Origin of the sequence: Capilliphycus salinus ALCB114379, assembly GCF_047276495.1 — a bacterium.
In the GTDB taxonomy this organism is placed as follows: domain Bacteria; phylum Cyanobacteriota; class Cyanobacteriia; order Cyanobacteriales; family Microcoleaceae; genus Capilliphycus; species Capilliphycus salinus.
Genome location: NZ_CP178543.1, coordinates 7,429,599 through 7,454,363 on the forward strand (window position 1 = coordinate 7,429,599; position 24,765 = coordinate 7,454,363).

A 24,765-nucleotide genomic window follows, 5' to 3' on the forward strand; every position below is an offset into this window, starting at 1 on the left:
CACCCGCCCTCTCTAAAAATTAGTCAGATAAATTATCCGGGGCGGCTTTATTTAACTTGTTTGATTGGAGACATAAATCTATGTTGAACTCGCCCCTACATCCAACCCAAAACTCACCCTTAAAACTACCCCAAACCAACGTTTTTTCTGGGCAAAAATTAGAGCGCCCCTACGGTACACCGATAATTGAGAGTTAATAGTTGATAACTGCTTATGACTGAACCGACGAAAACCCTTTGTCCTTACTGCGGTGTTGGCTGCGGTTTAGATGTTTTACCCCCCGCATTACCCGGAAAAGCCACCAACCGAGACAAACAAGGAAACCCAATTTGGCAAGTTCGAGGCGACCGAAATCATCCTTCAAGTCAGGGTAAAGTGTGCGTTAAAGGCGCCACAGTTAGCGAAGCCCTCGATAAAGACCGCCTCAAATATCCGATGATGCGAGACTCGCTTAATGAACCCTTTAAACAAGTGAGTTGGGATGAAGCGTTCGACCGAATTGTACAACAAATTCAAACCGTGCGGGTAACAAAAGGGCCGGAAGCGATTTGTATGTACGGGTCGGGACAGTTTCAAACCGAAGACTATTATATCGCCCAAAAACTGTTAAAAGGATGTCTGGGAACCAACAATTTTGATGCCAATTCTCGCCTCTGTATGTCTTCTGCGGTGTCGGGATATATCCAAAGTTTTGGAACCGACGGCCCGCCCTGCTGTTACGACGATTTAGAAGAAACCGACTGCGCGTTTTTAATTGGTACAAACACAGCCGAATGTCACCCGATTATTTTTAACCGCCTGCGGGTTCACCACAAGAAAAATAAATCGGTGAAAATGATAGTGGTTGACCCCCGTTGTACCCAAACCGCAGAAGCCGCAGATTTACATTTAGCCATTAAACCGGGAACCGATATTGATTTACTCAACGGAATTGCTCATTTGTTAATGAAGTGGGGTTTATTTGACAGTTTATTTATAGAAGATTGTACAAAAGGTTTCCCCGAATATGCAGAAATTATTCGTCATTATCCTCCCGGATTAGTTGCCCGAAAATGTGGGATTCGTTTGGATGATTTAGAAAAAGCCGCCCGGTGGTGGGGAGAATCAAATCGGGTGCTTTCGTTGTGGTCGATGGGGATGAATCAATCCTCAGAAGGAACGGCGAAAGTTAGAACGTTAATTAACCTGCATTTGATGACCGGAAACATCGGAAAACCGGGAGCGGGGCCGTTTTCTTTAACCGGTCAACCCAACGCAATGGGCGGACGGGAAGCGGGCGGACTGGCGCATATTTTGCCCGGTTATCGTGTTGTGAAAAATCCCCAACATCGGGCAGAAGTCGAGGAATTTTGGGGCTTGAAACCCGGAAGTATTTCTCCTAATCCCGGTTTAACGGCCTGGGATATGATAACGGGTTTGGAAGGGGGAAATGTGGGGTTATTGTGGATAGCGGCAACGAATCCGGCTGTTAGTATGCCCGATTTGGAACGCACAAAAGCCGCTTTGAAACTATCGCCTTTTACTGTTTATCAAGACGCCTACTATCCCACAGAAACAGCCGAATTTTCTCACCTAATATTACCTGCCGCCCAGTGGGGCGAAAAAACAGGAACGATGACAAATTCCGAACGCATGGTAACATTATGTCCGGCGTTTCGTTCGCCTGTCGGAGTTGCTAAAGCCGACTGGGAAATCTTCGCAGAAGTGGGGCGACGTTTGGGGTTTGCAGATAAGTTTAATTTTGCAGATTCCGCAGCAGTTAGGCGAGAATTTGTGCAATTAACTCGCGACCGACCCTGTGAAATGACGGGAATTACTCACGAAAGTTTAAGTCAGTTTGGGCCGATACAGTGGCCCTGTTCAGAAAGTAGTAAAGATGAAGGGGTTTATAATAAGCGTTTGTATACAAATTTGCGTTTTAATACCCCCGACGGACGGGCGAAATTTGGCGCTTATCATTCCAAAGGTTTGGCGGAACCTCCCGACCCAAATTATCCCTATGTGTTGACAACGGGGCGGCTTTACGGTCAGTGGCACACCCAAACCCGCACGGGTCGCATCGAAAAAACGGCGAAAATGCACCCGGAACCGTTTATCGAAATTCATCCTCGGGATGCGGCGAAATTAGACATTAATGAAGGGGAAATAATTGAAGTGCGATCGCGTCGCGGAATGGGAAGATTTCCTGCTAAAATAACCAAAGGGATTACACCCGGAACTGTGTTTGTACCGATGCACTGGGGCAGTTTGTGGGCGGAACTTGCCGAGGCGAATAGTTTGACCCATCCCGAATGTTGTCCCGATTCTTTGCAGCCGGAATTAAAAGCCTGTGCAGTTCAACTTTTAGCCGTCAAAAATTTGTTAAATCCCGATTCGGTTAACTCCGACAAACAGCAACTTTTCGTTTAAAATTGCGTCCAATCTAAAAACCCGGTTTTTTGAAAAAACCGGGTTTTTATCGCTAATCTGAATTAATCCACCGAAAAGGGTTTAATTCATCGGGGTTTATTGATGTCAGTCTAATCTTTTAAGGGTTAAACGGTTCAACAATTTTAATTGAGTTAAATTCTTCCAGACTGATATCTCGAAGAATCGCTATCGTTTCCCCCGTTGAACGTACAATAACCTCAATATCGGGGTTTTGAAAACCAATGTTTTCTGTGGCGGTCACAAAGTCCAAATCGGCTTCGGTAATGTTACCGAGTAGGAGAATACTATCAGTATCCCGGCCATAATCGTTAATAATATCTAACCCAAAGCCGGGACCAATTACAAACTGGTCGTTTCCTCCTCCTCCTATAATTGTATCGTTTCCAAGGTCGCCGAAAATAAGGTCATTATTTAAATCTCCATCAATCTCATCATTTCCCTGACCTGCATATATCGTATCATTTCCATTTCCTCCAAAAATCTCATCCTGATTATTGTTCCCAAAAACTAAATCATTCCCACCGCCTGCGGTAAGGACATCGTTTCCGAGGTCGCCAAAAATAGTATCGCTTCCTCCTACAGTTCCCGCTGTTGCAACATCATCCCCTTCTCCTGCAAAAAGCCAGTTATTATCCCCTCTCGAAAATAGAAAATCACTACCGAGACCCGCAATAAGAGTATCATTTCCCTGAGAACTTCCCTCAAGCGTGTCAGTACCACCTAACCCAAAAAGACTATCTGGTTCGTCAGTTCCGACTAAACTATCTGACCCTTCAGTTCCAAAAACTTCAGCCATTTGTGTTTCCTTTTAGAGTAAAGCTTTGAAAGTTTAAGCCCGAAAACCAAAATAGCATACTTTCTCAAAAATAGTATAAAAATTGGAAAGCAAAGAGTTTAAAAGATTTCCGGGTCAGTTGTCCTAAAACAGATGGACTTTCTAGGGGATAAATACAGCCTTAATAGGACTCAAATAAATTATAATCTTTTCTTATGTATAGTTTGATTTTAGGGAATTTTAATAATCTATTTTCTCCCTTTTTCGGATTGAGTATTACAGAATAATTTAGGTTGATATTTTTCAGGCATTATTTTATAACTAACTTTATAGTTAATCAGCAAATATAAACCTGTTTGTTGTAAGAAGTTAAAAAGTTCCCCAGAATTGACGAGCGACCCCCTAAAGGGTTCAGCAGTCACTTCAAGTCGGGGAACCCGCCCAACGTGCTGCTTCACCGCGCCACCTGCGGGCGAATCGCGCAAACTCGCGACTTGGCGGTTTCCGTCGAGAGCGCAAAGTGCGGTCTTGGGGGTTTCCCCCACGCAGCACCGATGCCACGAGAGCGAAGTTTGCAAGAGAGGGAACGCGCGAGGATGGGGTCACGGGGCAAGGGTCTCAAGGGCGGGGAGTTAGGGGGCAGGGGTCACGGGACTCTGTTTTTTAGGAATTTCAATAATGAATTCTGCACCTTCTTCTAACTTAGAATTACACAACAATTTACCTTGATGTTTTTCGGTGATAATTTGATAACTGATGGATAAACCCAAACCCGTTCCTTTTCCTACGGGTTTAGTTGTGAAAAAGGGGTCAAATAAACGGTTTTGAACCGATTCGGAAATCCCACAACCATTGTCTTTAATCCGAATTTCAACCCGTTCATTTTCTATTAATTCTGTCGAAATCTCAATTGTGGGAGCAGTTTCTTGAGTTTCTGATAGCGAGGGCTGATTGTATTCTTCTTGTATCGCATCAATCGCATTCGTTAATAGATTCATAAACACTTGATTTAACCGTCCGGGATAACACTCAACTTTCGGTAAATTACCATAGTTTTTAATTACGTTTATCGGAGTATTTTTTCTCGTCACATTTAGACGATTTTGTAAAATCATCAACGTGCTATCAATTCCTTCGTGAATATTGACTTCTTTTAAATCTGCTTCATCCATGCGAGAAAAGTTTCTTAAAGACACAACAATATCTTCAATTCGTTTTGCTCCGTTTTTCATGGATTTTAATATTTTCGGAAAATCTTCTTCGATAAACTCTAAATCAACAGCTTCTATCTCATCTTGAATTTCCGGTGTTGAGTCTGCTGGATAATGTTCTTGATAAAGATGCAGTAAATTAATTAAATCCTGCATATATTCTTCCGCATGAGTAAGATTTCCATAGATAAAACTAACCGGGTTATTAATTTCGTGGGCGACACCCCCAACCAGTTGACCCAAAGAAGACATTTTCTCATTTTGAATAACCTGGGCTTGGGTGCGTTGAAGTTCGGCTAATGTGGTTTCGAGTTGAGTTGCTTTTTCTCGGAGTTGAGCTTCTGAATAAGCCAAGGCTGTTTCTGCGGCTTTTCGTTCGGTAATATCACTATTAATTTCTAAGATTGCACGGGGATTTCCCTGTTCATCTCGTTGTAAAGTCCAGCGACTAAAAATAACAAGAGTTTCGTTGTCTTTTGTTTGATGTTTTAGTTCGCCATTCCAGCTTCCGTTTTTAAGAAATTTTCCCATAAACTCTGCTTTAGAAGTCAGAAAATTAGTTCCTAAAAAACGGTGAATATTTTGGTTGATTGCTTCGGTTTTTTTCCAGCCATAAATATTTTCAGCCCCTTGATTCCAATAAATGATTTTATCGTTCATATCCCAGATGATAATTCCGTTGCTACTCCGGTCTAACATTTCCATTTTTTGCTGGAGTTGTGCTTGAGCTTCCGAGCGTTCACGTAGGGTTTGATTTAACAGTTCTACTTGTTCTTGTACTTGTTTGTAAAGGTTGGCTTGGGTAATGGCGATGACCAGTTGACCTTGTATTGTATTGAGCAGTTTTAAGATAGCTTTATCGTTTGATATTGGAGTTTTACTTAAACCTATTAAATAACCAATCTGACTTTTATTCACCCGAATGGGTAATGCAAAATAGCAACAGACTCCGGCTTTTTTAAAATCTGCTTTGTATTTTTCTTTTAAATGTACTTCTTCTAATTTACGCAAGTTTATCATTTCTGATGAAACTGAAAAATCGGCAAATGTTTCTTCAATTAAAGCATTGATTTTAGGAAAAGCTTGAGCCAATTTAAACGAAAATGAGCTACAGACAAACTCTAATCTTTTTTGCTCGGTATGATACCAACTGAATCCAACCCAACTTAAACCTAAAACTCTCTTGACTTCATTGACTGTAATTTGTAAAAGAGTGTTCAAGTCTAAAGACGCTCGAATTTGCTCGGTGAGTTGATTAACAAGCGCTTCTCGTGTGGCTCGTTCGCGAGTTTCTTGAAATAATTTAACTTGCCAAATTGCAAAAATTGTTGCTAAAATTAATAGGGTTCCAATCACCCCAGCCAGCAAATTTAACGGTCTGAGTTGAGCTTCTAATCGATCTTGAGGAATGACCAAACCGACAGACCAATCCGCTTTTTGGATGGGAGTATAAGCCACATAAACCCAGGATTTATTTAAGGAAACTAACTCGATTCCTTCTTGAGAGTTTACCATTTTTTTAGCCAGGGTTGCTAGGCGTGTATTGGAATCTGCTAAAAAGCTTTTTCTAGCTTGCACAAATTTCGGGTCAGGATGAGCAATGGGAATCCCATCTCTATCGATAACAACCGCAAAAGAATCGTTTTGAACATTAGAAATTTTTTCGACAATATTAGTAATATTTTTCACCGACACGGAGCCGCACAAAAGACCTCGAACGCTGTTGCTTTCTCTGGAATCATCGGGAAGATTCAAAGCCTTTAAACTTTTAGTTCGCAGCGATGTTTCTTCTGGAGAAACCCGCTGACGATTTAAAGGCGGAACCGACAAAATTGGAGCGCAAATACTAATTTGATAGATTCCCGTACTCCGAGAAATAATCGGTTGAGAAATCGTTGTTTGTCCAGCAAACGTTTTTTGAATGTGAGGTCGGTCAAGCAAATTTTGATCTTCCACAAATCCCACACTTGTGGTATAATAGGAACCGTCAACATTGACCAACGAAAGCATATAATAGTCCGGTAAACGATCCGCTTCAAGCTGTAAAAAAGGTTCCGCTTTTGACCAGTTCATCGAGCGAACCTCGGAATTATTTGCTATGCTTTCAACTTGCGATCGCAATTCCGTTAACCACTGATCAATTTCTAGACTGGCTTTTTGTGCTTCCTTCAGTGCATTTTCCTGAGAACCCGTTAAAATAATACTACGAACCAACCCATAACTAATTCCTGAAACGATACCAACCGCGAGAACCGCACCCACAATGATCAGTTTAGAAATCAGCTTTTTGACAGGCTTTTTTCTAAAAGAAAAATCGACTTTGCTCAAAGACTTTGTTCTCAAGGGTTGGATAGGGTAGTGATTTTCCACAGTAGTTTTTGCTTTGGTTGTGAGGAGTTTATATGGGAGCGGTTGCTATTTGTTCAAATATATCACTAACCGAATCCCTCTATCTTTAAACCGCTGATTAATCATAAGAAATCATAAAATGTTCACCGATTCGGTTAGTTTGTCTGCAATTTCAGTATATTTACCCAGAATGGTATCGATTTTAACAAAAATTTTAGAATTCCTGAAATAATTTTAGCCGATTTTTTTCCAAACGGTAACATCAACTCCAGACTTCTATCTTTAGACAGATAATCGGTCGTGAGAGTTCATCGGTTTAATTAATCGGTTTGAAATTATTCAGTATATTTACGGAAAATTGCGCTGTTGCGAATAACAGTCTAAGGGTTCAATTAAAAACCCAGTTTCTCAAAAAACCGGGTTTCTACAATATAAACTAATTCTACTTGACTCGACTTTTATCAAAAATTAAGGCGAGGAAGTCGATGTTTAAACCCGCACAAAATTTCCCAAGAAATTGTTCCCAAATCCGCCGCCCAGTCATCGGCTGAAATACTATTTTTCCCTTCTTTTCCTAATATTGTGACCACTTCACCCACTTGTAAATCGGGCATAGAAGTCACATCGATCATCAATTGATCCATTGTAATTGCGCCAATTTGAGGTAAAAATTCACCCCGAACTAAAACCTTCATTTTGTTAGAAAGATTGCGAGGAACGCCATCAGCATAACCGATTCCGACAACCGCAATTCGAGTGGTTTTCTCGGCAATATATTGATAACCGTAGCTAACACCCGTTCCCGCTTCAATCGTTTTAATTTGAGTAACTTTTGCTTTCACCTGCATAACCGGTTTGAGGTCAACCGTTGAGCGTAAATGGGGGGCGGGATACAAACCATAAATTCCCAAACCAACCCGAACCCAATCATAATGTAAAGCCGCATCGGTTAAGGTCGCAGCCGAGTTAGAAATATGCAAACAGGGGCGAGAAACAGTCCCTTGATTTAAAGGATTTTTGGGGTTAATTCCGAGAGTTTGAATCACCGTTTGAAAGCGTTGGTGCTGCTGTCTCATTAACGTTTGATCAAGACTGTCGGCTGTGGCAAAATGGGAATAAATTCCAGCAAGTTTTAAATTCGGAAGACGTTGAACTAACTGCACAAATTCAACCCCTTTTTGCCAAGACGTTCCCAAACGAGACATCCCGGTATCAATATTGAGATGAACCTCTAACGTTTGGTTCAGTTTACCGAGAGTTTCTGAGAATAAAAGCGCCTGTTGAGGAGTGCATAAAGTCGGCTGAAGTTGCCAGTGGGAAATGGCTTTAATTTCATCGGAAGTATAAGCCGCACCCAACACTAATATCGGTTGTTTAATTCCCGCTTCACGAAGTTCAATTCCTTCGGGAGTTGTAGCGACAGCAAACGCACCCGCACCCGCTTGAGTAACAGTTTTGGCGACAGAAACCGCCCCGTGTCCGTAGGCGTCCGCTTTGACCACCGCCATCAGCGTGGTTTGGGGAGAAAGCAGGGTTTTAATTTGTTGTACATTGTAAGCGATCGCCGCCAAATCAATTTCAACCCAGGACCGTTGACAAATTTCATCATATCTGCCCCGCCCTCTCAACGCTAAAATGAGGCGATCTCTTTCCGAGGTGGGTTTTCCAGTTACCATATCTAAACTCACTCCTCACGTATTCGCAACATCGGTTGACTATAAAGCTTAGATCGCGATCGCCCATTTGGATCGGGAAAAATCTTGGAGATAGGAAGATGGGAGTCGGGAGTTGGGTTTGTAGGGGCGGGTTCGCAACAAATTGATCATTCTTCGCAATAACTGATATAAACCCGCCCCAGAATGTCGGGTGTCGGGTTTGTGGGGGGCGGGTTTATGTAACTTATTTGCTGAGTAAGATAGATTGATGTAGAACCCGCCCCTACAACACTGGTCACTGAAAACACTGGTAACTGAAAAAACTGGTGACTGGTGACTGGTGAAGCAGTGCGGACTTGGCGGTTTCCGTCGAGGAGCAACTGCTGAACCCGGAGGGTGACTGGTGACTGATTATTCCCTGTCCCGGAAAGCGTTAACCTGTGTTAATATCGGTCAAATACTATAATCGCAGCGAAACGTCAATGGGCAACGTTCTAGTATTGAACGCCTCCTACGAGCCGCTAAATATTACCAGTTGGCGGCGGGCGGTGGTCTTGTTACTCAAACAAAAAGCCGAACAGGTTGAGCATAATGGAAAGTACCTTCTACCCGACTTTCCTCTACCGACGGTGATCAGATTACGCCATTATGTTCGAGTTCCCTACAAAGACATTCCTCTAACTCGCAGGAATATCTTGCACCGGGACGGTCACACTTGTCAATATTGTGGCTATACCGGAGATGAACTCACCCTCGATCATGTGATTCCGCGATCGCGAGGTGGCGGGGAAACCTGGGAAAATTTGGTTTCTGCTTGTGTTCGTTGTAACGTCAAAAAGGGGAGTCGCACGCCGAGGGAGGCGAATATGATACTGCGTTATCCACCGCGAAAACCCTACAGTAGTCTCTACTTTGAAGTGACGAAACACGTCAAAAGCGGGATGAATCAAGAATGGCAAAAATATATGATTGGTCTTTAACCCCTGTTTGCTGAAAAAACAGGGGTTTTGTTGTTTTTGTAACCGTTTTTTCAGTGGCTTTGGCAAACCCTGTTTGCTGAACAATTCTGCTATGCTAAGGTTTCATATAGAATGAGAACCTTTGCGATGACCCATCTTTACTTGATTCGTCATGGCATCGCCGCCGATCGCGAACTGTACGAGATAGACGAAGAACGCCCTCTGACCAAAGAGGGCGCTCGCAAAACCCGTAAAGTCGCTCAAAAGCTGGTAGAGTTGAACCTAAAATTTGAGATCGTGCTATCGAGTCCGTTGGTGCGGGCGCGTCAAACGGCTGATATTCTCAAATCTGTAGGTTTAAGCGATCGCGTCGAAGAATTTCCGCCTTTAGCCCCCGAAGGCGAAATTAACTTTTGGTTGGACTGGTATAGAAACTGGAGTCAAACCGGAAAAGAAAGTCTGGCTTTAGTCGGACATCAGCCGGATCTGGGAAATTGGGCGGAAATGTTAATTTGGGGAGATGTGCGGGGGGCGTTAGTCGTCAAGAAAGCGGGTATCATTGGGATTAGCTTACCCGAAACCGGTTCGCCAATCGGCAACAGTCAACTGTTGTGGCTGAGTCCGCCGAAATTTTTGTTGAGTTAGTGACAATCCTAGAGATCGATTTTTGGCTTCAGGGGTAAGGGTAAAGAACAATCCGAATTAAATGTTGTCAAAATGGTAACTGGATCGGTTGTTAGTGATAATGTACCCTGAATAGGTTATATGTACATCGAGAAACGGCTATGACTTTCGTCGGCGAATACAAGCCTGGTTTAGAAGGTGTTCCTGCAACCTTGTCCAGTATTAGCTACGTCGATGGGCAAAAGGGAATACTAGAATATCGAGGCATTCGGGTTGAGGAACTCGCCCAAAAGAGTTCCTTTCTAGAAGTAGCGTATCTGCTGAGTTGGGGTAAACTACCGACTCAGGAGGAACTCGAAAGCTTCGAGCATGATATTCGCTACCATCGTCGGATCAAATACCGCATTCGGGATATGATGAAATGTTTCCCAGAAACAGGTCATCCGATGGATGCGCTGCAAACCTCTGCCGCTGCATTGGGTTTGTTTTACTCCCGTCGTGCTTTGGATAATCCTCAGTACATTCGAGAAGCGGTTGTGCGACTGTTGGCAAAAATCCCGACGATGGTAGCCGCTTTTCAACTGATGCGGAAAGGAAATGACCCGGTGCAACCGAGAGACGATCTCGACTATTCGGCGAATTTTCTGTATATGCTCAACGAACGGGAACCCCATCCCCTGGCGGCTAAAGTGTTTGATGTGTGTTTGACGCTTCACGCCGAACATACTATCAATGCTTCGACGTTTTCGGCAATGGTGACGGCTTCGACGTTAACCGATCCCTATGCGGTGGTGGCGTCGGCGGTGGGAACGTTGGCCGGGCCTTTGCATGGCGGCGCGAATGAAGAAGTGCTGTTTATGTTGGAAGATATTGGATCGGTGGAGAACGTTCGGCCCTACCTGGATGGACTTTTAGAACGAAAAGCCAAAATTATGGGCTTTGGCCATCGGGTTTACAAGGTTAAAGATCCTCGCGCTACCATTTTGCAAAAGTTGGCCGAGGAATTATTTGAGCAGTTCGGCCACGACAAATATTATGAAATTGCACTGGAATTAGAAGCGGCCGTTCAAGACAAACTCGGACACAAAGGCATCTATCCGAATGTAGATTTTTACTCCGGTTTAGTCTATCGCAAGTTGGGGATTCCGACGGATTTGTTTACCCCCATTTTTGCGATCGCTCGCGTGGCCGGATGGCTGGCCCATTGGAAAGAACAAATCGGCAAAAATCGCATTTACCGACCCACTCAAATCTATACCGGTTCTCACGGTGAGCCTTACATTCCCATCGAGCAACGGGCGGTGCCTCTGGGCGATCCTTTGCAACAAAATGGAAGCGATGGTCGAGAATACAGCGGGGATTAGTTGAAAAGGTCGAATGACGATTTCTTATCTCTTCTAAAAAACCTTCAAATTTCTGGCCCGTGTAAATTAGACGGCGGTCGAACGCTATACTGAGTCTAGAGTAAAGTTTAAATAATCTTTACAAAGAAGGACAGAAGAAGTCTCGCTCAACAGAGCGATGTCAAAATGTCTAGGGTAATTTAAGTTTGAGTTTGGATAAATGAACCCAGGAATTGACTTACAAGGAAGTTTTGTCCAAGCCCTGATGGATTTTGGTATACCCCCAGGTGCCGCTAAAGTCATCTGGATGCCCCTACCGATGGGATTAATGTTGGTGGCGGCAACGGTGGGTGTACTCGGTTCGGTGTGGCTGGAACGGAAAATCTCAGCCGCCGCCCAACAGCGGATCGGCCCGGAATTTATTGGGCCGTTGGGAACTTTGGCCCCGGCAGCCGATGGCTTGAAATTGCTGTTGAAGGAAGATATTGTTCCGGCTTTGGCTGACCCCTGGCTTTTCACCTTGGGGCCAATTATTGTCTCGATCCCGGTCTTTCTGTCCTATCTCATCGTTCCCTTTGGGCAGAATTTGATCATTAGCGACGTGGGAACGGCGATTTTTCTGTGGATTGCCCTATCGAGTATACAGCCGATTGGGTTGCTGATGTCCGGCTATGCCTCCAATAATAAATACTCGCTTCTGGGCGGGTTACGGGCTGCCGCACAGTCGATCAGTTATGAAATCCCCCTGGCTTTGGCGGTTTTGGCCGTTGTGATGATGTCCAACAGCCTCAGCACCATTGATATCGTCGAACAACAGTCCGGTTACGGTATCCTGGGCTGGAATATTTGGCGCCAACCGATCGGTTTTCTGATTTTCTGGATCGCCGCTTTAGCCGAATGCGAACGTCTCCCCTTTGACTTACCCGAAGCTGAAGAAGAACTCGTCGCCGGATATCAAACCGAATATTCCGGGATGAAGTTCGCCCTCTATTATCTGGCTTCCTACGTCAACTTGCTGCTGTCGTCGCTGTTGGTGGCGGTGCTGTATTTGGGCGGTTGGGATTTTCCCATCCCCGTAGAAGCGATCGCCGGGTGGTTAAATCTCAGCGAAACCACACCCTGGTTACAGGTGATTACGGGTACGTTGGGCATTACGATGACCATCCTCAAAGCCTACTTTTTGGTGTTTACAGCCATTCTGCTGCGCTGGACTGTACCTCGGGTGCGGATTGACCAATTGTTAAATCTGGGTTGGAAATTCTTGTTACCTGTGGGTTTGGTGAATTTACTCCTCACCGCAGGTTTGAAATTAGCTTTCCCAATTGCATTCGGGGGATAATTCACGCTAACTTCAAAGACAAGGGTGAGAAAGCAAAAGGAGGGTAGTAGGACATACGGCATACGCCCTCCGAGTCAATACTTCCTCTGCCTTTTGCAATTCGCCCCTTTTGCCTTTTATTACGATACTGTTGCAACTTGAGAGAGAACCCATGTTAAAGTTTCTAAATCAAGTCACGGACTACGCCAAAGAAACCTTTCAAGCCGCTAAATATATCGGTCAGGGCTTATCTGTGACTTTCGATCATATGCGTCGCCGTCCGATTACCGTTCAGTATCCCTACGAAAAATTAATTCCCTCCGAACGTTTTAGAGGTCGGATTCATTTTGAGTTTGATAAATGTATTGCTTGTGAAGTTTGCGTGCGGGTTTGTCCGATTAACTTGCCCGTTGTAGACTGGGAATTTAATAAGGCAAATAAGAAAAAACAACTCAAGCATTACAGTATTGACTTTGGGGTTTGTATTTTCTGCGGAAACTGTGTAGAATACTGCCCGACTAACTGTTTATCGATGACCGAAGAATACGAGTTGGCCGCTTACGATCGCCACGAGTTGAACTATGATAACGTGGCACTCGGACGTTTACCCTACAAGGTGACAAACGATCCGATGGTGACTCCGATGCGAGAACTTGCCTACTTACCGAAGGGCGTTTTAGACCCTCACGATCTTCCGGCTGGTGCGCGTCGGGCCGGTTTGCGTCCTGAAGAAATTCTGGATCAAATGGAAGCCGAACAAGAATCAAAAAGTGAGAATTAGGCAGTTCTCAAGAGAAGATAGGCAATGCGTCGAGTTGCGCTTGTCTTCTCCATTTTCTCACGAATAATTCAGCACAGAAATAAGGAAAAAAGAGTTGTGAATTTAGCCGAAGGGGTTCAAATAGTTTCGTTTGGTTTGCTCACCGTGATGATGCTCGGTGCGGCTTTGGGAGTGGTTTTGCTGGAAAATATTGTTTACTCTGCCTTTTTGTTGGGCGGGGTATTTATGAGTATGGCGGGGCTGTATCTTCTCCTGAATGCCGATTTTGTTGCGGCGGCGCAAGTTCTGATTTATGTCGGTTCGGTTAACGTTTTAATCCTATTCGGGATTATGTTGGTTAACAAGCAAGAACGCTTTAAAACCTTGCCGAATGCTTGGATTCGTAAAGGCGCTACGGCTTTGGTTTGTGCGGGTTTATTTGCCCTCCTGAGTACGATGGTATTGTCTACGCCCTGGATGGCGCAAGCGTCGGTTCCTATTCCCCCAGAAGATAGTTCGATTGTGCTGATCGGACAGCACTTTTTCAGTGACTTTTTATTGCCGTTTGAGTTGGCTTCTGTATTTTTGTTGATGGCAATGGTTGGGGCGATTATTCTGGCTCGTCGCGATTTTATCCCCGATTTAACTCCCGAAGAAGAAATGCAAACTCCCGGTTGGACTTTACAGGAACGCCCTCGCGAGTTGCTTTCGGTTTCCAGTCAACAATCTTCTTCTGAAAGTTAAGAATTTTGTAGATTTTCTCAACTCAACAGGGAGAAATTACTATTTTTAATCGGGTAAAACGTTAGGAGAGAACAACAATTCATGGAATTACAGTTAGAGTATTTTTTGGTGGTTGCGGCGGCTTTATTCTGCATTGGAATTTATGGATTAATTACCAGCAGAAATGCGGTGCGGGTGTTGATGTCTATTGAGTTGCTGTTGAATGCGGTTAACTTGAATTTGATGGGATTTTCCAATTATTTGGACGGAAACAACATCAAAGGTCAGGTGTTTACCGTGTTTGTGATTACCGTAGCGGCGGCTGAAGCGGCTGTTGGTTTGGCTATTGTATTAACCATTTATCGTAACCGCGATACGGTTGATATGGAAGAATTTAACCTGTTGAAGTGGTAAACAGCTAGATTGTAAAATTGCAAAAAATCGCCAGAGATTGAAATCTCTGTCTCATAAATGAAGTCCTCTTAAGAGGACTTTTGTTTTGAGTCGGGGAATTTATTCCCTGACTTTCTTTTTTTAAGACGGTTTCCATTGATATTGACTCAGCTTAATTTTCCCATCTGAAGTAAAGACTATCCCTTCTTCTTCGAGAAGTGTTTTTTGATAATAATCTGTTCCCCGACGCAAAGTAGAGTGAGAAATTTCGCCTTTTGCGTTAATTACCCGATGCCAGGGAATATCAGAAGATTGAGTATCCACCCGATACAACGCATAGCCAACCAAACGCGCTTTTCCCGCTAAATTAGCTAACTCCGCGACTTGTCCGTAGGTGGCAACTTTCCCGGCCGGAATTTTACGAACTATATCATAAATTATATCATAGGTAGACATGAATTTTTGAGGTTTTTATTGATTTTATCTTGACTTTAATTGTCCCAAAAAATCTGAAATTTCAGCAACCAACCATTCCTGTTCTTCTCGAACTAATAAAGAGCCAAATTGATGTTTTTTTATCCCTTCAAATAAAGCGCAGTTCATCACAGGATTTCGGTTGCTTGTAATCCCCGTCTCATTAATAGAGATTTTATCTAAATCTGCCGTTTTTCCTTGAGATTTCCGACTAAATAATAAACATTTCCAGGAAACAGAAAACTCATTGGTATCAATTTGAATACGAGTTTTGCTCGCTGAAGTCCACAGAAGAAAGCCAAGCATAACAACACCGACTATAACATGGAAAATAACAGGTGAAAATAGAACTTGAATTCCACCTGATATGAAAACCAAGAGTAGAAATCCATTCCATAAAACGTTAAAAATCCATAGAAATAAATCTTGACTCCGAAAACCCGCAGGAGGAATATCAACAACTAAGCTTTTGGATGTTTTTTGAATTTTAACTCGACTTCCTTTAGGTTTTTTATGAACCGATTGAATACTAGAGTCAGGAGAAGAAATTATCTCCGAGTTATTTTGAAGTGCATTTAAAGCTTGGGCTGCTGACTGAAACCGATCCTCAAACATCGGTTCTAATATTTTTTCTAACCAATTGGCAAATTGGGGCGAAATTTGTACACAGGAACGAAAATCAATTTTCATTCGTTTTTGAGGAAGTTCATCGGGGGAACGATGAGTTAATAAATACAACAAAGTACCGCCCAAACTATACAAATCAGAAGCACAATAAGCCTTTCCCCGCAACTGTTCCGGGGGGCATATATCCAACCGTTCCGACGAACGTTCCGCTGAAAGAAATTGTATTGCGATAGATATCTTGAACCGCCCCAAAATCCACTAAAAATATTTCCCCGTCCGCTTTTCTGATAATATTTTGCGGTTTGATATCCCGATGAATAATAGGCGGGTTGAGTTGATGTAAATAGCTGAGAATCTCTAAAATTTTTATCGCTATTTGCTTAATTTCTGCTTCTGTGGGATGCCAACCTTTTTCAACCCAAGCGGCTAAAGAGTCTCCAGAAACTAATTCTCGAATTAAATAAAACTGTCTATCTTCTTCTGTATCGAGGTGAAAATAATCCAAATATTTTGGAATTCCCGGATGGTTCAAATTGGCGAGAACTTTGGCTTCCCGTTCAAATAGTTCTAATATTTTCCAATCTTTTGCTTGTCGCAAGGAAACGGCTTTAACGGCGACTCGTTGATAATTTGTCAAATCTTCGGCTTCGTAGGTGGTTCCCATTCCCCCTTCACCCAAAGCGGTGACAATGCGATACCGTTGGGCTATGATATCGTTGGGTTGGTGTAGAGTCATGTTGGCGTTTCTCCAGTTGAACCCGTTATTGGTCTATTATTGCTTACAGTCGTAGGGTGCATCAAATAGGTTAAAGTAATGACTTATATACCAATACTGGGAATTTGATGCACACTACTCGCTATGATCACTTAAAAATTTGGTGCATCAAATAGGTTAAAGTAATGACTTATATACCAATACTGGGAATTTGATGCACCCTACATTAGACTGACCAAACGGTTAAATCTATAGAATCTGAGAGATTTGGGGCGGTTTTAATAATATTATATTTGAGTAAACGTTCGGACATCGTTCGCCAACGTTCCGATGAAATTAAACCCAAAGGTTCATCTAAACTTTCGCCCAGTGTAATATATTCTGAAATCAATTCTAAAGATTGAGTTTGATAGTCTAAATTGTTGTATTTACTCTTGGGATTAACATAATTTTCTATGACAATTTTCGCCGCTTTCGGAATATTTTCTAGGGCGAGTTTCCAACCCTGAAAAGTAGCTTTGAGAAACGCCTGAACCTGTTCTCGCTGGTTTTCTAACAGGGAATTATGAGCAAAAATAGTCTGTACATAAGCATCATAACCGTAATCGCTCAAACGAATAACCGTTGGTTCAATGCCGGTTTGGTAAGCAAAGCCTATCGGTTCATCAACGAGATAACATTGCACCGCATCGACTTCTCCGGTTAACAATTTATCGTATTTTTCATCATAGGAAATATCGACAACTTCAATGTCATCGGGTGGAAGTTTACTATACCCCATTACCAAGTCCATGACTTTTTGAGTATCCGCATGAACCCCGACTTTTTTACCCATTAAATCCTGCAAAGATGCTATATTATTATCGGGCATAGACATCAAACCCAAGGGAGACGTTTGAAACATCGTGGCAACGGCTTTGATGGGTTTTCCTGCGGCTTGGGCGGCTAAAATTACGTCCTGTTCCGCACAACCCAAAATCATCGGATTTTCTGCAACAATTTCGATAACATCAACGCCAAAATCCCAGGGTTGAATGTTTAAATTTAATCCCTCTTTTTGGTAAAGTTGATAATAATCGGCGAGTAAAACCCCGGCAAATTGAACGTTATATTTCCAGTCTAATTGCAGGGTTAATGAGTCCAAAGAGGTTTGATTTAAGGTTTCTAAAACCTCAACAGCTTGAGAACGTTCCCCAAACGCTCCCAACATCCAAAACAGACTAAAAAAACTTGATGTTTTAACAAAATAACGACGGCTTAACACAAGATTCTAAGGATGAAAAGAGGATAAAATAAAACTTAATATTGAGGATGAATTGAGCGACCCAGTAACCCGGTCATCAGGCGTAAAGCCAAATATCGCAAAGGTTTAACCTTCCGCAACCCCCACAAACCCCACCGACGAACGGTCACTTTGGGCAACCAATTTCCCGAAAACATTCGATCTAGAAAATCGGTGAATCCCAAGATAACCAAATTTTCTTTTTGACGCCAACTTTCGTAACGCTTGAGAACCCGAAGCCGTCCGATATCTTCGCCATTTTCAGAGGCTTTTCGCAACACTTGAGCCAACGCCCCCGCATCCCGAACGCCCATATTTAGACCCTGGCCGCCGACCGGATGACAGCAGTGAGCCGCATCGCCAACCAGCGCCAGTCGGTTTTGAATATAGCGGGCGCTTTGCATCAGTTGAACCGGGAAAACATAGCGATCGCTTTCCAACTCCAAACGACCCAAAAGCCCGCCCGTGCGGTATTCTAGCAACTCTAAAAATGCTTTTTCATCGAGATCTTTCAACGCTTGGGCTTCGGCGTGAGGCGCAGTCCACACCACCTGACAGCGGTTTCCCGGTAAAGGCAAAACCCCCATCGGGCCGCTCGGCCAAAACCGTTCAAAAGCAACATTATTGTGAGATTTTTCGGTTTTGATGGTCATGGCGATGCAAGACTGCCAATATTTCCAGCCATAGGTCGAAATTCCCGCAGCTTGGCGCAGTGGCGATCGCGAACCATCGGCGGCGATCACCAACTGAGTTCGTAGGGTTTGAGTAATTCCCTCGGTTTCGACCTCAATTTCGGCAAAATCCGACTGATAATTCACATTGACCACTTTAGCCGGACAAAGCCAAGAAACGTTCTCACAGGAGTCGAGAAAATCGTGCATTGCGGCTAAAATTACCGAATGTTCGCCGACATAGCCCAACGCCTGAGTGCCGAGATCTGCGGGTTGAAAATCAACCACACCGGGATGATCGCTATCGCTGAGACTAATTTGACGAAAAGTGGTAATTTTCGGTAAAATTTCGTCCCAGACTCCTATTCCATCAAGAATGCGTCCGGTTTGCAGCGTTAGGGCGTAGGCTTGTCGGCGGCCGGTGGCGACTGCTTTGGGTTGGGGTTCGATCAAAACAACTCTCAGGGAAGAATTTTTGAGTCCGCAGGCGAGAGTCGCCCCGACAATACCGCCACCCACAATGGCTAAGTCGTAGTCAAGATTAAGCTGAGACTGCCGTTGAGATTGGGTTTTTGTTTGTGAATGCTGCTGAAGAAGCATAATTTACGGAACTAGAAATCAAACTGAACGAATTTATACCTATTTTATTGTGACTGAAAATCGAAAATTTAGCACGCCAGTCGGTGTAGGGGCGCTCCTCGGTCTAGATTGATCACGTCTGGCCAACAACTCATGTAAACCCGCCCCGGAGTCTCTGTAGGGGCGGGTTCTCCATAAATCTATGTTTCCCAGCAATAACTGACATGAACCCGCCCCAGAGTTCAAGAGTGATGAATTATGAATATGAATTTTCCCCTATTCCCTATTCCCTAAGAACTGGTGAGGAGGTGACGGGTTCGGCGGTGACTGAAAGGGGGCGGGTTTATCAAAGTTATTTCTGAGTAAGATACATTGATGCGGAACCCGCCCCTACAACAGGGGTTCGGCGGTGACTGACTCAATAGCGAGGAATATCGGGATCGACGACAATAGAATAGGCATCAATTCCGCCGGCAATATTTTTAACGTTGGTGAACCCCTGACGCATCAACCACTGACACATTTGAGCCGATCGCATCCCATGATGACACATCACCAAAGTTTCTTTTTCGTGATCGAAGTGAGTGTGAATTTGCTCAGACCATTGGCTAAATTCGCTCAAGGGGAGGTTAATAAAACCCTCAACCTGTGCAATTTCCACCTCTTGCGGTTCGCGAACATCCACCAGTTGTAAGTTTTCGGCTGAACCGGCTTGCAAGCGGTGTCCTAATTCTTCGACTGTAATTTCTGGGATGGATTGATAAGAAAATGAGTCGGACATGAGCAGAATCCACCTTTGGGGTAACTAAACAATTATTTTGCCAATCTCATCATCAATTGTAGGGAAAAATACTGCAATTGCAATTGAGATTGTTCCATGATTTCTATTTTAGAGGTAAATTTTGTTAGCGATTCCTCGAATTTGCAATTCTATACGCGGTTGTTCGCTGCTGTAGAACACTGTTCCTTTATAATCTCTCTCGGGACTACCAAAACGAAGTTGATGACCATCAAAAGCATCAATCATCACATCTCCGAGTTTAATTCTACTGCGTTTTCGATCAATTGTAACTTGTAACTCCGATAAAGTGACCGTATCTCGAAGCAGCACCCACAGACTTAATTCCCGTCGAACTCGTTTCACCTCCAGATGAGCAATTTGGAAACTGTAAATTTTAATTTCACTGTTAATCAGTCTAATTTTTGTTCCCGGTGGTAATCCGACAATCCCCAAGTCAGAATCGGATGCAAAAGTAAGTTTTTCCTCATCTTTGCTGGAAATTCCCGGTATTGTTGGCTGAACATCTAAACGGGGCGGTTCGGGTGAAATTTCCGCCGGAATAATCACCCAATCGTAGGCTTTTCGCACTATTTCTTGACGAATTTCTGCGGCTCTTTTCGGTTCGGCAACGCTTGCATAATCCTGTTGTTTTAACTTGGTTGCTATCCATCGTTTGCGAGCAAATTGACTCAAATGGGGATGGTCAGAATTGACGAATTTTTCATAAAATCTCAGGGTGGGGACTAATTCTCCGACTCGTTCTAAAGCGACGCCCATTTCTTCAACAGAAAGTTCTTCTCGCCACTGGGAATGAGATAAGACTTTTTCGATGAAACTCACATATCGACTGCGAAAATCTCGGGCTTGTTCGGGGGTTAAACTGGAACGGGATAACTGTCGCACCAGTTCAAATCTAAACTTAATTGTATCAGCTTTGGGTAATTTTTCAAGGGCGGTGATGGCATCTACCCAACGTTTTGTTCTAATTAAATATTCAATCCAATCTTGTTGTCGGTTCTGTTTTTCTAAGGCTTGTCCGATGCAGTCAATATATTTTAACCACTGTTGGTTTCCGGGTTTTCCGGCTTTCTCCCATTCCCTGACAATTCGTTGATAATCTCCGACTTTTTCTAAGTAGGGAAAACCTTCGGGATATCCAATTAATTCCGCTTCGGCGAGATTATATTCTCGCTTGTTTGTTGCGCCACTTTCCCGCCAGCAGCGCACCGCCCGTCTGAGATTTTGGGCGCGATAAAAACAATCTCCGGCTAGTTCTAAGAGTCCGTGATATTTCGCCTCGTCTAAGCCTTCTAAAACATCCCCCAATCTTTGCCATTCTGATTTTTCGATGTGTTTTTCTCGCATTAAATTGCGAATCAAACGACTGTATTCTTGAACGGCAACTTTCCAGGGTTTGACCAACCGATTTTCAACCAATAATTTACCCGTCAAATTTTCTTCTAAAAAGTGAGTAAACCTTTTCAGAGTCGCGAGGGTTTTTGGAGTCTGCGCCATAAATTCAACGATGGAACGTTCAATCGGTTTTTGTTCGGGAAATTGTTGATACCAGTCCATCAAAGCCTGCCAGCAAGTTCCTTCCCAAAAACAACTCCAAGCCTCTTTTTGTTTTCCTCGCTGTAAGAAAATATCTCCCGCATCGCTAAATTTTTTCTCAAATTTTAACGCCCAAGCCAAACATAAATCCGCCCGTTCTAAATTCCCCAATTCCCGATAAAATTGTTCGGCCCGTCGCAGAGAAGTTGCATCTTTTTGGCTGCGTCCGTTTTCTTCAAATTCTTTCGCCTGAGACGCCCGGTTATCCCGATCTAAACCTCCTAAATTATCCCCCCAACGCAACCCCCCAATTGCACTTTCCCAGAGGATTCTATTTTCGAGTTGCTGTAACCAACTGTCGAGTTGATTTGTAGGATCTGATGTCGCATATTGCCATAATAAACGATCTCCGGCTTCGGTATCAATTACAATTAAATCGGACATTCCCCGACTCGCCGCAACATAGAGTTTATTAAAAAAGTATTCTAACTCTAACGGGTGAGTTTCTTGATTCCCCAAATAATCCCAAATCGGCCGTTTAAATTCTTGGGCAAACTGTTCGCCAAACTTGTATAATATAACCAGGGGAAATTCTAACCCCTTGGCTTGAATCGCACTTAAAACATTTTTGGGCGGATTTTCTTCGCTGACTTGGGGAAATAAACCGGCGAGAAATTCATCGTTTTTAATATATTGAAGTTCGCCCCCCGCTTCACAAGGAACGATAAAAATCGGAGACTTTTCAACGTGGCGTTTCAAGGCTTCTGGGGAAAATCCCCGCCGACCAAAAATAAACTTTTGCGGTTCGTGGGAGTGGGTGTAAGGTTGCCAAGCCGCTTGGGGTTTGAGTTCCTGAATTTGGAATAAAAGATGTCTCCACAAATGAATTAAATTCGTCACTTTAACAATCGATAAACTGGAGCGATAATTGGACTCCAGTTCATAAAAAGTCATGTTCAAATTTAACTGATGACTGGGATCGAGAACCGCTATAACTTGGTCGAAAAAAGCCGCTTTTACACTTTCCCACCGAAACCCCGTTGGGTTTAACGTTTGAAACGGATCGCCCGCAAATGCAAAGGGTAAACTGTGAACCGGAGGATATAAATCGCACTGAGAAAAGGCGGATAACTGCATAATTAACCGCAATTCTAACTTGGTAAAATCTTGGGCTTCATCGCAAAAAATCGCCGTATATTTCGAGTCAAAACATTGTAACTCTAACACCTTGCGAATTAAATCTTGATCGTCCCAATATCCCTCTCGGGTTGTTAGTTGATGATACCAAGACCAAACTTGTTGATAAATCGCTTTAAAAATCTCGGGAGAAATGCTTCTTTCCCGTCTGGGAACTTCTTCATAGTCTTCGGGAGTCATGTACCCTTCTTGTTGACCGGTGAGGGTATATCCTTTAATAAACGTGCGAATAATATGCCAGCACAACTCGGGTGAATAACGGCTGTGTCTGCGGCTGCAATGTTGGCGAAAATCATAAAAAGAAATATATTTATCCGGGTCAAAATGAACGCTGTGTTCCGGCGGAAGTTGGTTGAGGAGAAATTGTTGAAACGACTGAAAACAATCGGTTATTGCGGGTCTTTCTTCTAGATTTCCATTGGTATCGAGAACGTATTTATGATGATTGTTGAGCAGTTTTTCCACCGCTTCTTGAGCTTTGGACAGTAACTTTTCATTGTAGGTCAAAAAGAGCGGGTTGAAAATATCTTGCTCTTTTTTTGGTTGGTTTTTGAGATAATATTTTTGATAGCGATCGCAATAATCGGCAAACAAATAAACCAACATGGTTGACTTGCCACTTCCCGCCCGTCCGTTAATAAAAACCGGTAAAGAATGGGTATGATTTTCGGCGGTAGAAAGTTCGTGGAGAATTTCTTCTTCTTCCACCGAAAGCGCCAAATTAATTCCCGCTTCTTGTTCGAGTTCCAACCAAACCTCAGCATCTAAAATCAAATAACCCGGATAGGAACGGCGAGTATAGCGAGATAAATCATCAAAGGTGACATTTTGAGAAAACAGCGTTTGGGTATTTTTAGGGTCAAAAACATGAGTCACTTGACCAACATCCGCCAGTTCAGTTTCAGCCGGATCGCGATCGAAAGTTGCCAACAAAAACAAAACATTGCGATGGGGAAGATCGGCCGTTTTCACCGAACTATACAAAATATAACGATGTTCGCTCGGTTTCCCACACAGATAAACATTTAACCAGTTTGTATCTTGCCGGCAAATGCCATTATTAAACTCACTTTCTCCGACTAAATTTGTTATAATTTCATGGTAAGTTTTCCATTGAAGTTGAGTCTCTCGTTGCTTAAATTGATTGACCCAAACTTCACTTTCACAGATAATAGTATCGGCCGTATTTCTCGCCCAACTCGGACGTTCTAGCCAGAGATGATATAATTTCTCCGGTAAAGCTTGACGGCGAATAACCGAATGCTGTTCTTCTCGTTGAACGTTCAAACTAATCGCCAATTGTTGCGGATCAACCGCAGGTTCGAGGTGTAATTTGCCGTATTCTTCGGGGTTTCTCAAAAAGGCTTCGTATTCTTTGCCGCCCCGGGTAAAAACATCCAGCAGACACAACACTTCCTCGCCGTCTACGCGCCGAATTTTCCCCACCAGTCGCAAATTGCGGACGGGTCGCTTTAAATAGGGATAATTGCGCTCAAACAACGCTTCTACAGCAGTAATCCCTTGAGTCTTGATGGCAACCAAAAGTTCCGCCACCTGACTTTGAATGCCGTGTTGCCTCGCTTGTTGATCAAACCGAGGGGTGGTGTAAATATACATAAGTGTCCTTCGGCCAACGCCAGTCAATGCCCTATTTAGTCATTGTGCTAGATCGGGTTGACAGTTTTCAAACGGCTTTGACCGTCGGGACCGTGCCAACGCTTCTGTTATCGGGGATTGATGGCTGTATCCCAGAGATAAACTTAACAAAAATTTACTCGAATTCGTGACTTTCTTTACTAAAAATAACGATTTAACCTTGATATCTCAGAATAGGTTGTGAATAGTGGAAATAGGGGCGCTCTGATGTCATGTTCTCAATCATGCCTTCAGACCCCCGATGACTACCGTTAGCAGCCTTGAAGAAGATGAGGTCTTTGTTTATGCCCGTATCTTTTATGAGTGCCACCGATGTCTGCTTTGCAGATTGGTCAAAGACAAGAGATTGGTTGCTGAAATATTCTTTCGACTCCGCAATGACTGGCCCGCTTGAGGTCATTGATGTTACCGGATTGGATACAGAAGGAATTGACTCGTTGAAAACCCATTTAAAACAACTCGAAATTCCGGCTGGATTTCTCGGTGAATTAGTGTTTGAATTGCAAGTCAAAAAAGATCGGATTCGGCGTGTAAGTTGGAACGAACAAGCTTCTACCCTTAATAAAAAAAACATCGTCAAAATCATTCAAAACTCCCTCAAAGATTGGCAAGTTACCCCTGGCGACTTTAACATCTTGACGCTCAAAATTCACATCAATTCCTAATCTCTCGGAGAAACTTAACAAAAC

Annotated in this window: 19 protein-coding genes; 9 read left to right on the forward strand and 10 right to left on the reverse strand. The window is 43.3% G+C overall.

What is annotated here, in order from left to right:
- The first annotated feature begins 213 nt into the window (after positions 1–213).
- Complete coding sequence (locus ACL6C3_RS30210; protein ID WP_413163806.1) at positions 214–2,409, forward strand: molybdopterin oxidoreductase family protein; 2,196 nt, start codon at positions 214–216, stop codon at positions 2,407–2,409.
- 118 nt (positions 2,410–2,527) lie between these two features.
- On the opposite strand, the gene ACL6C3_RS30215 is transcribed toward ACL6C3_RS30210, so the two are convergent.
- From ACL6C3_RS30215 to alr, 3 genes are all read right to left on the reverse strand, one after another.
- Positions 2,528–3,226, reverse strand: coding sequence for a calcium-binding protein (locus ACL6C3_RS30215; protein WP_413163808.1), 699 nt, complete (start codon positions 3,224–3,226; stop codon positions 2,528–2,530).
- A 611-nt stretch (positions 3,227–3,837) separates the two neighbouring features.
- The gene (locus ACL6C3_RS30220; RefSeq protein ID WP_413163810.1) at positions 3,838–6,786 is read right to left on the reverse strand and encodes an ATP-binding protein; all 2,949 of its coding nucleotides are present in this window, start codon (positions 6,784–6,786) and stop codon (positions 3,838–3,840) included.
- 440 nt (positions 6,787–7,226) lie between these two features.
- Complete coding sequence (gene alr, locus ACL6C3_RS30225; protein WP_413163812.1) at positions 7,227–8,441, reverse strand: alanine racemase; 1,215 nt, start codon at positions 8,439–8,441, stop codon at positions 7,227–7,229.
- 461 nt (positions 8,442–8,902) lie between these two features.
- On the opposite strand from alr, the gene ACL6C3_RS30230 reads away from it, so the two are divergent.
- The 7 genes from ACL6C3_RS30230 (at position 8,903) to nuoK (ending at position 14,561) form a co-directional block, all read left to right on the forward strand.
- Positions 8,903–9,400, forward strand: coding sequence for an HNH endonuclease (locus ACL6C3_RS30230; protein ID WP_413163814.1), 498 nt, complete (start codon positions 8,903–8,905; stop codon positions 9,398–9,400).
- A 126-nt stretch (positions 9,401–9,526) separates the two neighbouring features.
- The gene (gene sixA / locus ACL6C3_RS30235) at positions 9,527–10,024 is read left to right on the forward strand and encodes a phosphohistidine phosphatase SixA (RefSeq protein WP_413163816.1); all 498 of its coding nucleotides are present in this window, start codon (positions 9,527–9,529) and stop codon (positions 10,022–10,024) included.
- 140 nt (positions 10,025–10,164) lie between these two features.
- Positions 10,165–11,367: a citrate synthase gene (locus ACL6C3_RS30240; RefSeq protein ID WP_413163818.1), complete on the forward strand. Its 1,203-nt coding sequence runs from the start codon at positions 10,165–10,167 to the stop codon at positions 11,365–11,367.
- A 199-nt stretch (positions 11,368–11,566) separates the two neighbouring features.
- Positions 11,567–12,685 (forward strand): NADH-quinone oxidoreductase subunit NuoH, encoded by a 1,119-nt coding sequence (gene nuoH / locus ACL6C3_RS30245; RefSeq protein ID WP_413163820.1) that lies wholly within the window; start codon positions 11,567–11,569, stop codon positions 12,683–12,685.
- A 151-nt stretch (positions 12,686–12,836) separates the two neighbouring features.
- On the forward strand, positions 12,837–13,445 hold the full coding sequence (ndhI, locus tag ACL6C3_RS30250; protein ID WP_413163821.1) for an NAD(P)H-quinone oxidoreductase subunit I: 609 nt from the start codon (positions 12,837–12,839) through the stop codon (positions 13,443–13,445).
- 96 nt (positions 13,446–13,541) lie between these two features.
- A complete protein-coding gene (locus ACL6C3_RS30255; protein ID WP_413163823.1) occupies positions 13,542–14,168 on the forward strand; it encodes an NADH-quinone oxidoreductase subunit J in 627 nt (208 codons plus the stop codon).
- Positions 14,169–14,249: 81 nt separating this feature from the next.
- Positions 14,250–14,561 (forward strand): NADH-quinone oxidoreductase subunit NuoK, encoded by a 312-nt coding sequence (gene nuoK, locus ACL6C3_RS30260; RefSeq protein WP_413163825.1) that lies wholly within the window; start codon positions 14,250–14,252, stop codon positions 14,559–14,561.
- Positions 14,562–14,681: 120 nt separating this feature from the next.
- Here the strand turns inward: nuoK and ACL6C3_RS30265 are convergent, their stop codons facing one another.
- The 7 genes from ACL6C3_RS30265 to ACL6C3_RS30295 all read right to left on the reverse strand — a co-directional run bounded on the left by ACL6C3_RS30265 (position 14,682) and on the right by ACL6C3_RS30295 (position 24,037).
- Positions 14,682–14,996, reverse strand: a complete 315-nt coding sequence (locus ACL6C3_RS30265; protein ID WP_413163826.1) for an MGMT family protein — start codon at positions 14,994–14,996, stop codon at positions 14,682–14,684.
- 24 nt (positions 14,997–15,020) lie between these two features.
- The gene (locus ACL6C3_RS30270) at positions 15,021–15,830 is read right to left on the reverse strand and encodes a hypothetical protein (RefSeq protein WP_413163828.1); all 810 of its coding nucleotides are present in this window, start codon (positions 15,828–15,830) and stop codon (positions 15,021–15,023) included.
- Positions 15,778–16,377, reverse strand: coding sequence for a serine/threonine protein kinase (locus ACL6C3_RS30275; protein ID WP_413163829.1), 600 nt, complete (start codon positions 16,375–16,377; stop codon positions 15,778–15,780). The genes ACL6C3_RS30270 and ACL6C3_RS30275 overlap by 53 nt, the downstream gene beginning before the upstream one ends.
- 205 nt (positions 16,378–16,582) lie before the next feature.
- Positions 16,583–17,620 carry an ABC transporter substrate-binding protein gene (locus ACL6C3_RS30280; RefSeq protein ID WP_413163830.1) on the reverse strand — a complete coding sequence of 346 codons (1,038 nt, stop codon included), beginning with the start codon at positions 17,618–17,620 and terminating at the stop codon, positions 16,583–16,585.
- A 35-nt stretch (positions 17,621–17,655) separates the two neighbouring features.
- On the reverse strand, positions 17,656–18,909 hold the full coding sequence (locus ACL6C3_RS30285) for an FAD-dependent hydroxylase (protein WP_413163832.1): 1,254 nt from the start codon (positions 18,907–18,909) through the stop codon (positions 17,656–17,658).
- Between the two features lie 397 nt (positions 18,910–19,306).
- Positions 19,307–19,669 carry a rhodanese-like domain-containing protein gene (locus tag ACL6C3_RS30290; RefSeq protein ID WP_413163833.1) on the reverse strand — a complete coding sequence of 121 codons (363 nt, stop codon included), beginning with the start codon at positions 19,667–19,669 and terminating at the stop codon, positions 19,307–19,309.
- 108 nt (positions 19,670–19,777) lie between these two features.
- Entirely contained in the window at positions 19,778–24,037 is a 4,260-nt protein-coding gene (locus ACL6C3_RS30295; RefSeq protein WP_413163835.1) for a UvrD-helicase domain-containing protein, read from the reverse strand.
- A 323-nt stretch (positions 24,038–24,360) separates the two neighbouring features.
- Here ACL6C3_RS30295 and ACL6C3_RS30300 point away from each other — a divergent pair, with 323 nt between their 5' ends.
- Complete coding sequence (locus ACL6C3_RS30300) at positions 24,361–24,741, forward strand: after-VIT domain-containing protein (protein ID WP_413163836.1); 381 nt, start codon at positions 24,361–24,363, stop codon at positions 24,739–24,741.
- Positions 24,742–24,765 lie beyond the last annotated feature (24 nt).

Bases quoted from the DNA above. Each gene is read 5' to 3' on its own strand.
- sixA (WP_413163816.1), top strand. From the start codon at position 9,527: ATGACCCATCTTTACTTGATTCGTCATGGCATCGCCGCCGATCGCGAA.
- alr (WP_413163812.1), bottom strand. From the start codon at position 8,441: ATGGTAACTGGAAAACCCACCTCGGAAAGAGATCGCCTCATTTTAGCG.
- ACL6C3_RS30230 (WP_413163814.1), top strand. From the start codon at position 8,903: ATGGGCAACGTTCTAGTATTGAACGCCTCCTACGAGCCGCTAAATATT.
- nuoH (WP_413163820.1), top strand. From the start codon at position 11,567: ATGAACCCAGGAATTGACTTACAAGGAAGTTTTGTCCAAGCCCTGATG.
- ACL6C3_RS30275 (WP_413163829.1), bottom strand. From the start codon at position 16,377: ATGACTCTACACCAACCCAACGATATCATAGCCCAACGGTATCGCATT.
- ndhI (WP_413163821.1), top strand. From the start codon at position 12,837: ATGTTAAAGTTTCTAAATCAAGTCACGGACTACGCCAAAGAAACCTTT.
- nuoK (WP_413163825.1), top strand. From the start codon at position 14,250: ATGGAATTACAGTTAGAGTATTTTTTGGTGGTTGCGGCGGCTTTATTC.
- ACL6C3_RS30265 (WP_413163826.1), bottom strand. From the start codon at position 14,996: ATGTCTACCTATGATATAATTTATGATATAGTTCGTAAAATTCCGGCC.
- ACL6C3_RS30290 (WP_413163833.1), bottom strand. From the start codon at position 19,669: ATGTCCGACTCATTTTCTTATCAATCCATCCCAGAAATTACAGTCGAA.
- ACL6C3_RS30215 (WP_413163808.1), bottom strand. From the start codon at position 3,226: ATGGCTGAAGTTTTTGGAACTGAAGGGTCAGATAGTTTAGTCGGAACT.
- ACL6C3_RS30240 (WP_413163818.1), top strand. From the start codon at position 10,165: ATGACTTTCGTCGGCGAATACAAGCCTGGTTTAGAAGGTGTTCCTGCA.
- ACL6C3_RS30300 (WP_413163836.1), top strand. From the start codon at position 24,361: ATGCCCGTATCTTTTATGAGTGCCACCGATGTCTGCTTTGCAGATTGG.
- ACL6C3_RS30210 (WP_413163806.1), top strand. From the start codon at position 214: ATGACTGAACCGACGAAAACCCTTTGTCCTTACTGCGGTGTTGGCTGC.
- ACL6C3_RS30295 (WP_413163835.1), bottom strand. From the start codon at position 24,037: ATGTATATTTACACCACCCCTCGGTTTGATCAACAAGCGAGGCAACAC.
- ACL6C3_RS30285 (WP_413163832.1), bottom strand. From the start codon at position 18,909: ATGCTTCTTCAGCAGCATTCACAAACAAAAACCCAATCTCAACGGCAG.